This window comes from Pseudogemmobacter humi, from assembly GCF_900609055.1.
GTDB classification, from domain to species: domain Bacteria; phylum Pseudomonadota; class Alphaproteobacteria; order Rhodobacterales; family Rhodobacteraceae; genus Pseudogemmobacter; species Pseudogemmobacter humi.
In genome coordinates, this window is the sequence record NZ_UXAW01000067.1 from 51,338 (window position 1) to 64,959 (window position 13,622).

13 protein-coding genes are annotated in these 13,622 nt (G+C 68.3%); 2 read left to right on the forward strand and 11 right to left on the reverse strand.

Annotated features, from left to right (window positions below):
- Positions 1 to 122: 122 nt before the first annotated feature.
- The 10 genes from XINFAN_RS10610 to coxB form a co-directional block, all read right to left on the reverse strand.
- On the reverse strand, positions 123 to 1,535 hold the full coding sequence (locus XINFAN_RS10610) for an FAD-binding oxidoreductase (protein WP_124086696.1): 1,413 nt from the start codon (positions 1,533 to 1,535) through the stop codon (positions 123 to 125).
- A 111-nt stretch (positions 1,536 to 1,646) separates the two neighbouring features.
- On the reverse strand, positions 1,647 to 2,237 hold the full coding sequence (locus tag XINFAN_RS10615) for a GNAT family N-acetyltransferase (RefSeq protein WP_124086699.1): 591 nt from the start codon (positions 2,235 to 2,237) through the stop codon (positions 1,647 to 1,649).
- Positions 2,237 to 3,496, reverse strand: coding sequence for a M16 family metallopeptidase (locus XINFAN_RS10620; RefSeq protein ID WP_124086703.1), 1,260 nt, complete (start codon positions 3,494 to 3,496; stop codon positions 2,237 to 2,239). Before XINFAN_RS10620 ends, XINFAN_RS10615 begins: the two co-directional genes overlap by 1 nt.
- A gap of 221 nt (positions 3,497 to 3,717) precedes the next feature.
- Positions 3,718 to 5,100, reverse strand: coding sequence for a threonine synthase (gene thrC / locus XINFAN_RS10625; protein WP_124086705.1), 1,383 nt, complete (start codon positions 5,098 to 5,100; stop codon positions 3,718 to 3,720).
- 11 nt (positions 5,101 to 5,111) lie between these two features.
- Positions 5,112 to 5,777 (reverse strand): SURF1 family protein, encoded by a 666-nt coding sequence (locus XINFAN_RS10630; RefSeq protein ID WP_124086707.1) that lies wholly within the window; start codon positions 5,775 to 5,777, stop codon positions 5,112 to 5,114.
- 69 nt (positions 5,778 to 5,846) lie between these two features.
- Positions 5,847 to 6,677: a cytochrome c oxidase subunit 3 gene (locus tag XINFAN_RS10635; protein ID WP_124086709.1), complete on the reverse strand. Its 831-nt coding sequence runs from the start codon at positions 6,675 to 6,677 to the stop codon at positions 5,847 to 5,849.
- A gap of 41 nt (positions 6,678 to 6,718) precedes the next feature.
- Complete coding sequence (locus XINFAN_RS10640; protein WP_124086712.1) at positions 6,719 to 7,309, reverse strand: cytochrome c oxidase assembly protein; 591 nt, start codon at positions 7,307 to 7,309, stop codon at positions 6,719 to 6,721.
- Complete coding sequence (locus tag XINFAN_RS10645; RefSeq protein WP_124086716.1) at positions 7,306 to 7,527, reverse strand: cytochrome c oxidase system small membrane protein; 222 nt, start codon at positions 7,525 to 7,527, stop codon at positions 7,306 to 7,308. Before XINFAN_RS10645 ends, XINFAN_RS10640 begins: the two co-directional genes overlap by 4 nt.
- Positions 7,528 to 7,530: 3 nt before the next feature.
- The gene (cyoE, locus tag XINFAN_RS10650; RefSeq protein ID WP_124086719.1) at positions 7,531 to 8,475 is read right to left on the reverse strand and encodes a heme o synthase; all 945 of its coding nucleotides are present in this window, start codon (positions 8,473 to 8,475) and stop codon (positions 7,531 to 7,533) included.
- Positions 8,476 to 8,548: 73 nt separating this feature from the next.
- Positions 8,549 to 9,484, reverse strand: a complete 936-nt coding sequence (gene coxB / locus XINFAN_RS10655; RefSeq protein WP_124086722.1) for a cytochrome c oxidase subunit II — start codon at positions 9,482 to 9,484, stop codon at positions 8,549 to 8,551.
- Positions 9,485 to 9,655: 171 nt separating this feature from the next.
- Between coxB and tldD the strand changes: the two genes are divergently transcribed.
- Positions 9,656 to 11,086: a metalloprotease TldD gene (tldD, locus tag XINFAN_RS10660; protein WP_124086724.1), complete on the forward strand. Its 1,431-nt coding sequence runs from the start codon at positions 9,656 to 9,658 to the stop codon at positions 11,084 to 11,086.
- A complete protein-coding gene (locus XINFAN_RS10665; RefSeq protein WP_124086727.1) occupies positions 11,083 to 11,499 on the forward strand; it encodes a hypothetical protein in 417 nt (138 codons plus the stop codon). Before tldD ends, XINFAN_RS10665 begins: the two co-directional genes overlap by 4 nt.
- 678 nt (positions 11,500 to 12,177) lie before the next feature.
- Here XINFAN_RS10665 and murD read toward each other — a convergent pair.
- Positions 12,178 to 13,581 (reverse strand): UDP-N-acetylmuramoyl-L-alanine--D-glutamate ligase, encoded by a 1,404-nt coding sequence (gene murD, locus XINFAN_RS10670; protein ID WP_124086730.1) that lies wholly within the window; start codon positions 13,579 to 13,581, stop codon positions 12,178 to 12,180.
- Positions 13,582 to 13,622 lie beyond the last annotated feature (41 nt).

A 13,622-nucleotide genomic window follows, 5' to 3' on the forward strand; every position in this document is an offset into this window, starting at 1 on the left:
TAAACCTGTTCCTGCCGGCCCACCCCGCCGGCAAGACTGCCTGCAACAGGCGGCTGACAGCCGCAAACCGTCAGACGTCACCCCTGGGCCCCGCTGGTTACCCCCCGGCGGGGCCGTCATCGTCACAAGGGAAGCACCGCGCCCGGGTTCAGGATGCCGGCCGGATCCAGCGCCGCCTTCACCGCGCGCATCATTGCCAGCCGGGCCGGATCGCCGTAGCGCGCAAGATCGGCGGTCTTCAGCCGGCCGATCCCGTGTTCGGCCGAGATGCTGCCGTCATATGCCGCCACCATCTCATGCACCGCATCCGACAGCGCGGCGGCAAGCGGCGCGTAATCCCCCCGCCCGTGCCCCCGCGCGGGGAACAGGTTGAAATGCAGATTGCCGTCGCCGAGATGGCCGAAGCAGTTGATGCGGATGTCGGCCATGGCGCGCAGCCGCTCGCCCGCCGCAGCGATGAAGTCGGGGATCGCGCCGAGCGGCAGGGAAATGTCGTGGCTGGAGATCGAGCCGATGCGGCGGTTGCCCTCTGGTATCGCCTCGCGCATCGCCCAGAGCTGATCGGCCTGGGCCTCCGACTGCGCGATCACGCCGTCGAGGGCCAGCCCGGCCCGCGCCGCTTCGTCGTAAATCCCGGCCATGGTGGCCGGGCCGTCCATCAACGGCGGCAGGCCGAGTTCCATCAGCACCATCCAGTCCGGCAGCGGATCGAAGGGCGGACGGATGTCATGGCCGGTCTCGGCGAGGAAATCGAAGCCCATGCGCGAGATCAGCTCGAACCCGCTGACGAGGCCGCCCGCCCGATCCTCGCAAAGCGCGAGCAGGCCCTGCGCGGCGGCGGGAGACGGCACCGCCATGAGCGCGACCAGCCTCTGCGCGGGCGGCGCGTAAAGCCGCAGGCTCGCGGCGGTGATCACGGCGAGCGTGCCTTCCGAGCCGAGGATCAGATCCCTCAGATCGTAGCCGGTGTTGTCCTTGCGCAGCCGCTTCAGGCCCCGCATCACCCTGCCATCGGCGAAGACCGCCTCGATCCCGAGGCAAAGCTCGCGCGCGGTGCCGTAGCGCAACACCTGTGTTCCGCCGGCATTGGTCGCGAGATTGCCGCCGATGGTCGCGGTGCCTTCCGAGGCGAGCGACAACGGGAACAGCCGCCCCGCCTGCCGCGCCGTGTCCTGCACCGCGGCAAGCGTCATCCCGGCCTCGACAGCGATCACGTTCTCGCCGGGCCAGAGCCCGCGCAAAGCGGTCATCCGCTCCAGCGACAGGATCAGCGGCAGCGGGCCGTCGGGCATGACCTGGCCCGAGACGAGGCCGGTGCCGCCGCCCCAGGGCACCACGCCGACGCGCGCGGCATTGCAGGCGCCAAGGATCGTGGCGACATCCTCGGTGGTTCGGGGGGCGGCGAGCGGACCAGGCCGCCCCTGCCAGCGCCCGCGCGGCTCGGCCAGATGGCGGGGCGCGGCCTCTCGCAGGGTGCCCTCCGGGAGAAGTGCTGCGAGGCGGGCGCGGAACGGCGCATCGAAGGGATTCAGCATCAGAATCCTCCGGGCGGCGCGGGTGGCGCCGATTTCTTCGAAGAAATCGGTCCGGAGCCTTCGAAGGCTCCGGACCGGAGTTTTTGAAAACTCCGGCGCACCGGACGGGTATCAGGCCGGGCCGACATCGGTGCGCCCCCGGCGATCGGCGCGCAGGCAGGAATAAAGCACATGGTTGCGCCAGCGGCCGTTGATCTGAAGATAAGCCTGGGCTACGCCCTCGTATTTGAAGCCGGTCTTTTCCAGCACGCCCCGCGAGGCGGCGTTTTCCGGCAGGCAGGCGGCCTCGATCCGGCTCAGATCCATCCGGGTGAAGGCGTGATGCACCACCGCAAGGATCGCCTCGCGCATATAGCCCTGGCGCGCGAAAACCGAGCCGATCCAGTAGCCCAGCGTTCCCGCCTGGGACGGGCCGCGCCGGATGTTGTCGAGGGTGATCGCGCCCAGAAGCCGCGCATCGCCGCGCCGGATCAGCATCAGGGGCAGCGCGGTGCCCTGGGCCTCGGCACGGCGGGCCCAATAGACCCGGCTGGTGAAATTGCGCCGCGACAGATGGCCCTCGGACCAGACCGGCTCCCAGGGCGTCAGGAAGGCCTCGCTTTCCGCGCGCAGATCGCTCCACTGCTTCCAGTCGTCATGCACCGGCAGGCGCAGGGTCATGCGCTCGGTCTCGATCCTGACCCTGCGCGTCAGTCCAAGCATCACACCCCCATCCCGGACCGCAGTTCCTCCAGCCGGGGGGCCCGCGCGACCGGGCCGTAGACCGCCAGCGCCGCCGGGCCGGAGAGGATGCGCCTGCCCTGTTCGAGCACGTCGCCCGTCCCCACCGCCTCGATCTTCGCCACCACCTCGTCGAGATCGGGCACCCTGCCCCAGACCGACAGCAGCCGCGCGTTGCGCTCGGCCCGGCTCGACGGGCTTTCCAGCCCCATCAGCATACCCGCGGTGATCTGCGCCTTCGCCCGCGCCACCTCGGCATCCGTCATATCCTGTGCGGCGCGGTTCAGTTCGGCCACCGTCAGCTCGGCCAGCTCGCCGATCTCGACCGCCGAGGTGCCGGCATAGAGGGTGATATGGCCGGTGTCGTCATAGGCCGCCGATTGCGCATGGATCGTGTAGCAGAGCCCGCGCTCCTCGCGGATCTTCTGGAACAGGCGCGAGGACATGCCGCCGCCCATCGCCGTGGACCAGACCTGGGCGGCATAGACCGCAGGATCGCGGTAGGAGGGCGCCTCAAGGTTCAGCGCGAAATGCGCCTGTTCCAGATCCTTCTCCTCGCGCCGCTCGCCCGTGAGGAAGCGCGCCGGTTGTGCCGCGATGCGCCCGACCGGGAGCAGCGCGCCGAAGATCCGTTCCGCCTGGGCAAGGATCGCCGCATGATCCACCCCGCCCGCAGCCGAGAGGATCATCCGGTCCGGCCCGTAGTGGCGCGACACGAAGCGGCGGAAATCCGGCGCATCGAAGGCGGCCACCCGTTCCTCGGGGCCGAGGATGGTGCGGCCGAAGGCCTGGCCGGGGTAGCTGACCTCATGCAGCCAGTCGAAGATGATATCGTCGGGCGTGTCGTTGGCCTGGCCGATCTCTTGCAGGATCACATGGCGCTCGGTCTCGATATCGTCGCGGTCGAACAGCGGGTTGAGCACGATGTCCGAGATCACGTCGAGCGCGCGCGGCACGTCGGCCGAGAGGCAGCGCGCGTAATAGGCGGTCATCTCGCGCGAGGTATAGGCGTTGATATAGCCGCCGACATCCTCGATCTCTTCGGCGATCCTGAGCGCCGAGCGGGTCGGCGTACCCTTGAACGCCATATGTTCGAGGAAATGGGCGACGCCGTTCTCGCCTTCGCCCTCGTGCCGCCCGCCGGCCTCGACCCAGAGCCCGACCGAGGCGGATTTCAGCCCCGGCATGGTCTCGGTCACGATGCGGAAGCCGTTGGAGAGCGTGTGGATCTGGACGGTCAAGGCGGCTTTTCCGTTCTGTGGCAGGGGAACCTTTGCGTCTTACTACCGCGGCGGCGCGGGGAAAAGGGCGAAGGCGCTTTGCCTGGCCTGATGGCGGGACCGCCGGGCAGAGCCCGGCGCGGGGGCCCTGCCCCCGCCGGCCGCGCCAAGGCGCGGCCTTCCCCCGGGGTATTTTCCTCAGGATGAAAGGCGCAGGCTTTCCGACGGAGAAAGAGTCGGCGTCAGCCGAGGCGGTCGCGGATCAGCGTTTTCAGGGCGCCGAGATCGTTCGGGGCGCGGGTCACCCTTTCGGGGCGGGCGAACAGATCGGCCATGCGCGGCGGCAGGCCGGGGCGGATCCCGGTCGCGCGTTCCACCGCATCGGGGAATTTCGCCGGATGGGCGGTGGCGAGCGTGACCATCGCGCCCTGCTCCTGTTCCTGCGCCACTTTCACCGCCACTGCGGAATGCGGGCACAAAAGCTCGCCCGTCGCCTTGTAAGCCGAGGCGATGGTGGCGAGGGTCTCTTCCTCGGAGGCGCGGCCCGACAGGAAGGTCGCGCGCAGAGCGGAGAGCGCGGGTTCGGGAATGGTGAAGCCGCCGGATTGCTTCAGCCCCTCCATCAGCGCGGCCACCGCGGCACCGTCGCGGCCCAAAGCCTCGAACAGGGCGCGTTCGAAATTCGACGAGACCTGGATGTCCATCGAAGGCGAGATCGACGGAGCGACCCCGGTGGTGCGGTATTCGCCGGATTTCAGCGCGCGGTCGAGAATGTCGTTCTGATTGGTCGCGATCACCAGCCGGCCGATCGGCAGCCCCATGCGCTTCGCGATGTAACCCGCGAAAATGTCGCCGAAATTGCCGGTCGGCACGGTGAAGCTGACCTCGCGATGCGGGGCGCCGAGCGCGAGGCCGGCGTGGAAGTAATAGACCACCTGGGCCAGCACCCGCGCCCAGTTGATCGAATTGACCCCCGCGAGGCGCACCCCATCGCGGAAGTCGAAATCGTTGAACATATCCTTGAGCCGGGCCTGGCAATCGTCGAAATCACCGTCGAGCGCGAGGGCGTGGACATTGGCCTCGGAGGGCGTGGTCATCTGGCGGCGCTGCACGTCCGAGACCCGGCCATGCGGGAACAGGATGAACACATCGACGTTCGACAGGCCCCGGAACGCCTCGATCGCGGCCGAGCCGGTATCCCCCGAGGTGGCGCCGACGATGGTGATCCGCTCGCCCGATTTCGCGAGCGCCGCCTGCATCATCTGGCCGATGAGCTGCATGGCGAAATCCTTGAACGCCAGCGTCGGGCCGTGGAACAGCTCCATCAGGAAATGCTGCGGGCCAAGCTGCACCAGCGGCGCGCGGGCGATATGGCCGAAGCCTTCGTAGGCCTTCGCGATCAGCCCGCGGAATTCGTCATCACCGAAAAAATCGCCGATGAAGGGCTTCATCACCCGGAAGGCCAGATCCTCGTAGGACAGGCCCGCCATGGCCGCGATCTCGTCTCTGGACAGTTGCGGCACGGTTTCGGGCACGTAAAGCCCGCCATCGCGCGCCAGCCCCGTCATCATCGCCTCGCCGAAGCCCAGCACCGGCGCCTGGCCGCGTGTCGAGATATATCGCATGTCTCAAGCCCTCAGATCTTTCGCGCCCTGATACGCCAGAGCCAGCCCAGTGTCATCCCTGCCCAGACGATGGCAAGCCCGAACCAGGTCACCGCATAGCCGAGGTGATCGTTGCGGAAGGCCGCGGTCGCGGGCAGAGGCGTGATGCCGTCGCCGGTCGGCTCGCGGGCGATCACCATCACCGGCTCGGTTTGCAGCCAGGCCGACATGGCGTCCACATCGCGGCCGAACCACAGATTCGCCGCCGGATCGGGCGCGGGCGTGGCCGAGGTCATATCGTCGGGCCAGTTCAGATTGCCGGTGACGCTGGCCTCGCGCGGCGGGCGGGGGGTGTCGCGTTCCGCCTCGGGGACATAGCCGCGGTCGATCAGGATCATCCGGCCCGCATCGGTGCGGAAGGCGGCGACGATGCGAAAACCCGGGCCCCATTCGCGGGTCGAGGTCAGCACATGCGCCTCGGCCCCGGTGAAGGCGCCCGAAACCCGCACCGGGCGGTAACGGTCGGTGGTGAAATCGGGGCGTTCGGGCAGCGCGACCGGATCGGCGGCGATCATCGCCTCGGCCTTCGCGATCTCACCCAGTTTCCAGTCGAGCCGCGAAAGCTGCCAGAAGCCGAGCGACATCAGCACCGCCGTGCCCGCCAGCCCGATCACCAGAGCGAAAATTATCTGCCGCATCCCGGCCCCCGGAAAAGAAAGCGCGGGCCCGGTCGGGGCCCGCGCGGGATCGTCCGTCGCCCGGGCGCCTTACTGGCCCCAGACGTAGATCGCGAAGAACAGGAACAGCCAGACCACATCGACGAAGTGCCAGTACCAGGCGGCGGCCTCGAAGCCGACATGATTGTCCTGCGTGAAATGGCCCCGCATCGCCCGCATCAGGCAGACGAAAAGGAAGATCGTGCCGACGATCACGTGGAAGCCGTGGAAGCCGGTCGCCATGAAGAAGATGCCGCCGTAGACCGAGGGCTCGCCGTTGATGTTGTTGGCGAAGCCGAAGGCGGCATGGCTGTATTCATAGGCCTGGAGGAAGGTGAAGATCACCCCGAGGATCACCCCGATGGTCAGGCCCTGGATCAGATCCTTGCGGTTGTTCTCATGCACCAGGGCATGGTGCGCCCAGGTCACCGCGCAGCCGGACAGCAAGAGGATCAGCGTGTTGATCAGCGGCAGATGCCAGGGATCGAAGGTCTCGATGCCGACCGGCGGCCAGACGCCGTCGACCCAGGGAGAGCCATCGGTCATCGGATAGAGGCGGTTCTTGAAGAAGGCCCAGAACCAGGCGACGAAGAACATCACCTCGGACATGATGAACAGGATCATCCCGTAGCGCAGGCCGATCCGCACCACCGGAGTGTGATCGCCGGTCTGGCCCTCGTGCACCACGTCGGACCACCAGGCGAACATGGTGTAAAGCACCATGGCGAGGCCGATCAGGAACATCCAGGGATGGTTGTTCTCGACATTGGGCGAGATCCACAGCACGAGGCCGAACAGCATGACGAAGGCCCCGACCGCCCCCATGAAGGGCCAGATCGACGGTGGCAGGATATGGTAATCGTGGTTCTTTGCGTGGGCCATGGCCGGTTCCGTTCCCTCGTATCCCTTTCAGGCGTGTCTTCTTAATTCGCGGCGGTGGAAGCCGCCGCCCCCCCGGCATCGGCCTGCCCGGCGGGCAGATCGGTGACGTGGAATGTATAGCTCAGCGTGATCTCTTTCAGAAGCCGTCCCTCGGGATCGTCCATGATCGAGGGATCGACGTAGAAGCTGACCGGCATCGACACCCGTTCGCCCGGTTGCAGGACCTGCTGCTCGAAGCAGAAGCAATGCACCTTCACGAAATAGCCGCCCGCGGAATAGGGCGCCACATTGTAGCTGGCGGTGCCCGCAATGGCGCGGTCGGTCGGGTTGTAGGCCTCGTAGAAGGCGAGCCCGTTCTCGCCGATGCGGATCTGCATCTCGGGCACCGCGGGGCGGAACTCCCAGGGCATGCCGGCGGCCAGCGAGGCGTCGAAGCGCAGGGTGATCCGGCGGTCGAGCATGTTGTGCGATTCCGTCTCGGCCACGCCGGTGGTGCCGCCGAAGCCCGTGACGCGGCAGAACCAGTCGTAGAACGGCACCGCCGCGAAGGACAGCGACACCATCAGCGCCACCACGCCGACAAGGATCAGCGCGGTCTTCTTCTGGGCGGCGGGGGCCTGGCGCTGGCTCATTGCGGGGTGCCCTCCGGAGCGGTTTCCGGGGCGGTGTCTGCGGCGGGGGCCAGTTCCGGCCGGACCGTGTGATCATAGCCCTGCATCGGATCGCCGCGCTGCACCTTGACCACGGTCAGCGCGAAGACCAGCGCCACGAAACCGGCCAGCAGCAGCGCCACGCCGAGATTGCGCCCGAAGCGGCGCTTGTGCAGATCATGGGTCGGTTGCAGGGCCATGGCTCACCAGCCTCCCAGACCATAGGGGCGCAGCGCGGTTTCCGCGAGGAAGGCGCCGAAATGCAGGAAGAGATAGAGGATCGAGAAGCCGAAGAACTTCTTCTCGACGCGGTAGCCATCGGCGGTGGCGGTTTCCTCGTCGCGGCGCCGGATGCGGAAGGCGCCGAAGAGGAAGACCGCGTTGAGCACCACCGCGACCGTCAGCGTGAGCGGACCGCCGATCGGGGTCATCGCCGCCCACAGGGGCACCGGGATCAGGAGGAGCGTGTAGACGAGGATATGCTTGCGGGTCGAGGCCTTGCCGTGGGTCACGGTCAGCATCGGCACCTTCGCCTTGTCGTAATCGCTGTTGATGAACAGGGCCAGCGCCCAGAAATGCGGCGGCGTCCACATGAAGATCAGCGCGAACATCAGCACGGCCTCAAGGCTGACCGAGCCGGTCGCGGCGACCCAGCCGATCATCGGCGGGAAAGCCCCCGCCGCGCCGCCGATCACGATGTTCTGCGGCGTCCAGCGCTTGAGCCACATCGTATAGATCACGACGTAGAAGAAGATGGTGAAGGCCAGAAGCGCGCCCGCAAGGATATTGGTCGCCAGCGCCAGCATCGCCACCGAGATGCCCGAGAGCGCGAGCCCGAGGCCGAGCGCCTCGCCCGGCTCGATCCTTCCGGCGGGGACCGGGCGGCTCTGGGTGCGGCGCATCACCCGGTCGATATCGGCGTCCCACCACATGTTCAGCGCCCCCGAGGCCCCTGCCCCGAGCGCGATGAACAGGATCGCGCAGAACGCCTCGACCGGATGCAGCCGCACCGGCGCGACCATCAGCCCGACCAGCGCGGTGAAGACGACCAGCGACATCACGCGCGGCTTCAGAAGCTGCACGTAATCGCCGAAGCTCCCGTCGCCGGGGCCGGTCGCAGAGCGCTCATAAGAGCCGATGTCGCTCATTCATCCCACCTTAGCCTGGACTTCAGGCCCCGCCGGCAAGGACGGGGCCGTGGTCTGGGGAACCGATCCGGGTTCAGTCGTTCGCGGCCAGATCCACCGCGGCGGGGGCCACGGCCGCCGCATCGGCGGTCAGCGCCACATTGCCGGCCAGCGCGTCCTGGGTCCAGGCCTGGTAGACCTCGGGCGAGACCACCTTCACCGTGATCGGCATGAAGGCATGGTCCTTGCCGCAAAGTTCCGAGCACTGGCCGAAATAGATCCCCTCGCGGTCGGCGGCGAACCAGGCCAGCGCGAGGCGGCCGGGCACCGCGTCCTGTTTCACCGCGAAGGCCGGGATGGTCCAGGAATGGATCACGTCGGCGGCGGTGATCTGGAGCAGCACTTTCGCGCCGCGCGGCACCACCATGGCGTTGTCGACCGCCAGCAGGAACTGGTCTCTGGTGTAGCCCGCGTCGATCAGGCCCTTCTCGGCCTCGGGCGTCAGGGTGGCGTCGCCGCCCCAGTTCAGCCCGCCGATCATGTAGCTGTCGAAAGAAAGCGCGCTGCCGCCCTCATCCACCACCTGGGGGTATTCGTAGTTCCAGTACCACTGGTTGCCGGTGATCTTGATCACCACCTCGCCCTCGGGGAAGGTCTGCTGCTTTTGCAGTTCGGGGATCGAGAAGGCGCCGATCACGATCAGGACCAGGATCGGAATCACCGTCCAGGCGATTTCCAGCGGCGTGTTATGGGTGAATTTGCGCGGCACCGGATTGGCGCGGCTGTTGAAGCGCAGGATCACGATCAGGATCATCAGCAGGACGAAGATCGTGATCGCCGTGATGATATACAGGACCATATCGTCCAGCCAGTGCTGGCCCACCGCCAGATCGGTCGCGGCCGGCTGGAAATGGATGCCCTTCGGTTCCGGCTGGCCGACGATTTCAAGCGCCTGCGCCATGGCCGAACCCGAGGCCACCGCCACCAAGCCCGCGAGGGCAGCGCCCTTCAGATACGTCATCACACGCATGTTTCTTCCCGCTTTTGGGTGCGGCCTGGTGCCGCTGCCTTGCGAACCCCCGCCCTTGCGGTCAGGAATCCCTTTGTTTCCGCCGATGTTCAAACCATATTGGGGGGGAAACGACAAGAGAAACCATTGCGGCAAAAGGCCCCGGGTTGATCTGCATCAAGGACGATATGAATGACCACTTCCCCCTTCCGCCCCTTCGAGACCCGGCTCGATGAAGAGGCCGCGCTGGCGCGGCTGCGCGAGGCCACTTCGGGCGCGGATGACGGCGAGCTGTTTCTGGAACGCCGCCGCGGCGAGAGCCTCGTGCTCGACGACGGGCGCATCCGCAACGCAAGCTACGACGCCTCGGAAGGTTTCGGCCTGCGCGCGGTGCGGGGCGAGGTGGCGGGCTATGCCCATTCCACCGAGATCTCCGAGGGCTCGCTCGCCCGCGCGGTCGAGACCGCGCGCCTGGCCGTGGGCCAGGGCGGCGGCGTGCTGGCGCCCCCGCCCCCGGGCACCAACCGACATCTCTATGCGCCGCTCGACCCGCTGGAGGATATGGATTTCGCCGGCAAGATCACCGGGCTGAAAGAGATCGACGCCTTCGCCCGCGACCAGGACGCCCGCGTGGTCCAGGTCTCGGCCTCTCTGTCCGCCAGCCTCCAGGAGGTCGAGATCCTGCGCCCCGAAGGGATCCGGCTGTCGGACATCCGCCCGATGGCACGGCTGAACGTCTCGGTCATCCTGGAAGAGAACGGCAGGCGCGAGACCGGCACCGCCGGGGGCGGCGGCCGCCATGGGCTGGCGCAACTGCTGGAGCCCGCGAACTGGAAGGCCCTTGTCACCGAGGCGATCCGCATCGCGCGGGTCAACCTGACCGCCGTTCCCGCCCCCGCCGGGATGATGGATGTGGTGCTCGGCCCCGGCTGGCCGGGGATCTTGTTGCACGAGGCCATCGGCCACGGGCTGGAGGGCGATTTCAACCGCAAACAGACCTCGGCCTTCGCCGGGCTGATGGGGCAGCGGATCGCCGCCCCCGGCGTGACGGTGCTCGACGACGGCACGCTGCCCGACCGGCGCGGCTCGCTGACCATCGACGATGAGGGCACGCCCTCGGGGAAGAATGTGCTGATCGAGGACGGGATCCTCACCGGCTATATGCAGGACCGCCAGAACGCCCGGCTGATGGGGGTGAAGCCCACCGGCAACGGACGGCGCGAGAGCCATGCCCATATCCCGATGCCGCGGATGACCAACACCTATATGCTGGCGGGCCAGGACGACCCGGCAGCGATCCTCGCCGATCTGAAGGACGGGATCTGGGCCGTGGGCTTCGGCGGCGGCCAGGTCGATATCACCTCCGGCAAGTTCGTGTTCTCCTGCACCGAGGCCTATCGGGTCAGGAACGGCCAGGTCGGCGAGGCGGTGCGCGGCGCCACCCTGATCGGCGACGGGGCGACCGCGCTGATGGGGATCCGCGCCATCGGCAACGATCTTCGCCTTGATCCGGGTATCGGCAATTGCGGCAAGGCCGGGCAATGGGTGCCGGTCGGCGTGGGCCAGCCGACGCTGATGATCGGCGGGCTGACGGTCGGCGGCCAGGCCGCGCGCTCCGCATGAGCCTGATCGCCTCGACCCCGCGCGGCTTCAGCCTTGCCGGCTGGCGCGCGGTGGCGGGGGTGACGCTCGGCTGGTGCCTCGCTCCGGCACTGCTGGCGGGGCTGGGCTGGATGGTGTTGCAGATCTCTGGCCCCGACCGGATCGGGCCGGACTACCCGGGCTGGGAGATGCTGGCGGTTTTCTTCGCCCTGTCGCCGCTGATCACCGGGCCGGTCTGGGGCGTGATCGGCGCGGGCGCCGCTTGGGGAATGCAGCACGGCGCTTACGGTTCGCTGAGCGCGGCGCTGCTGGGAGCGCTGGCGGGCTTCGCGGCCGAAGTCTCGACCGGGATTCCGCTTCTCGCTCCGCTCGGCGCTGCCTTCGCCACCTTCCACCGCTTCACCCTGGCGCTGATCCGGCCCGGGGCGTTCTGAGGGCGAGGGCATCATCGGCGCGGATGGCAGGGGCGGCCCGGCACATGCGGGCGGTCGTCTGTTCTGCGCGGCGGAAGCCTCCGGCGGGGGTATTTGAGTCAGGGTGAAAGAGGCTTTCCTCGCATGTTTGCAGGCCTGCCCGCTTTTGTGAGGCGGCGGGGATGTTTGTGCCTGGGTGAGAAGCCCTTGCCTCGCCCGGGTTCGGTGAGGGAACAGGCGCGCGGCCGCCGGTGCCGCCCCCGGTCATTTGCGCATCCGTCTGGGGGCGCCTCGGGCCGTGCCGGGGGCCGCGTCTTCCACCCGGCGCGGCATGGAAAGAGGCCGGCATCGGGTGGAGTCGCGCCCGCCTTCCTGTCCTTTGACACCTGACGCCGGCCTCGGATCTCATAACTCCAGCCGGCTGGTGCGGCTGCGGGGATCTGTGAAGCGGGGTGCCCGGGATCAGGGCCACGGTCCGGCGATGGACGGGGAAGATGACAGAGGCAACGGAGGCAGGCGCCCCGCCCGGCGGGTGGGAAAACTCTCCATGAGCCGGGGGGTCGCCTGCCCTTCTTCGGGCCGTCAGCCCCGGGCGGCGTGATCGCCCGGGATGCCGGGCGGGCCAGTGAGAGCGGCCCCTTCGCAGAGGTCGTATCCGCCCGCTGCCCGGCCGGAAGCCCGCCGAACCCGGCCGCGGCGTCAGCGCCCCGGCAGTGCCTGGACCAGCCGGGTGAAATCCTCGCCGCGTTTCTCGAAATCGGGATATTGATCGAAACTTGCCGCCGCGGGGGCGAGCAGCACCACCTCGCCGGGCTGGGCCTCGGCCGCGGCGCGGGCGACGGCGCGCTCCATCGTTTCGCAGATCTCATGCGGCGTCTCGCCGAGCTGAAGCGCGAAGTCGCGCGCCGAATGGCCGATCAGATAGGCTTTGACCACCGAATCCAGCACCGGAGCCAGCGCGGCGATGCCGCCGTCTTTGCCCATGCCGCCCGCGATCCAGCGCACCCGGGGGAAAGCCGCCAGCGCCTTCGCGGCGCTGTCCACATTGGTCGCCTTGGAATCGTTGACGAACCGCACCCCCCCGCGTTCGCCCACCAGCTGGCTGCGGTGCGGCAGGCCCGCGAAACTGTGCAGCGCGCCCTCGATCAGTTTCGGGCTCAGCCCGAGCGCGCGGCACGCCGCCCAGGCCGCGCAGGCGTTCTGGTGGTTGTGCGCGCCCGGCAGGCCGTCGATGCCCCTCAGATCGACCGAGGCCATCTGCCGCCCGCGCCGCCATTCCGCGAGGAACCCCTTGCGGGCAAAAACCGACCAGGCGAAGCCCTCCAGCTTTGTCCCCGAGGAGATGCGGATCACCCGGTCGTCGCCCGGCCCCTGCGCCAGTTGCCCGGCAAGGAACATCCCCTCGGTCTCGTCCACCCCGATCACCGCGCGGTCCGGCCCGCCCTCGGAAAACAGCCGGCGCTTGGCGGCGAAATAGCCGCCCAGGCCGTTGTGGCGGTCGAGATGGTCCGGCGACAGATTGGTGAAGACCGCGACATCCGGCGTCAGCGCCCGCGCCAGTTCGGTCTGGTAGGACGAAAGCTCCAGCACCAGCACCTCGCCGTCCTGCGGCGGCTCGATGTCCAGAACGCCGCGGCCGATGTTGCCGGCCATCTGGGTCGGGCGCCCGGCGGCCCTGAGGATATGGTGGATCAGCGCGGTGGTGGTGGATTTCCCGTTCGAGCCGGTGACGCAGACCACTTTCGGCGCCTGGTCGAAATCGTCCCATTCCGGCCCGCCCCAGGACTGAAAGAACAGGCCGATGTCGTTATCGACCGGCACGCCGCATTCCAGCGCGCGCCGGATGATGCGGTTCGGCGCCGGATAAAGATGCGGGATGCCGGGCGAGGTGACGAGACAGGCCACATCCTCGAACGCGGTGTTGCGCGTGAGATCCGTCAGCGCGAAACCCGCCGCTTCGGCTTTGGCGCGCGCCTCGGGGCTGTCGTCCCACAACAGCGGCTCGGCGCCGCCCGCCGCCAGCGCCCGCGCCGTGGCAAGGCCGGAACGCCCCAGCCCCAGCACCGCCACCCGCTTTCCCGCATATCCCCGAACCGGAATCATCCGCCCGCCCCCTGTCCGCCGCACCTCGCCCACCGATAGGC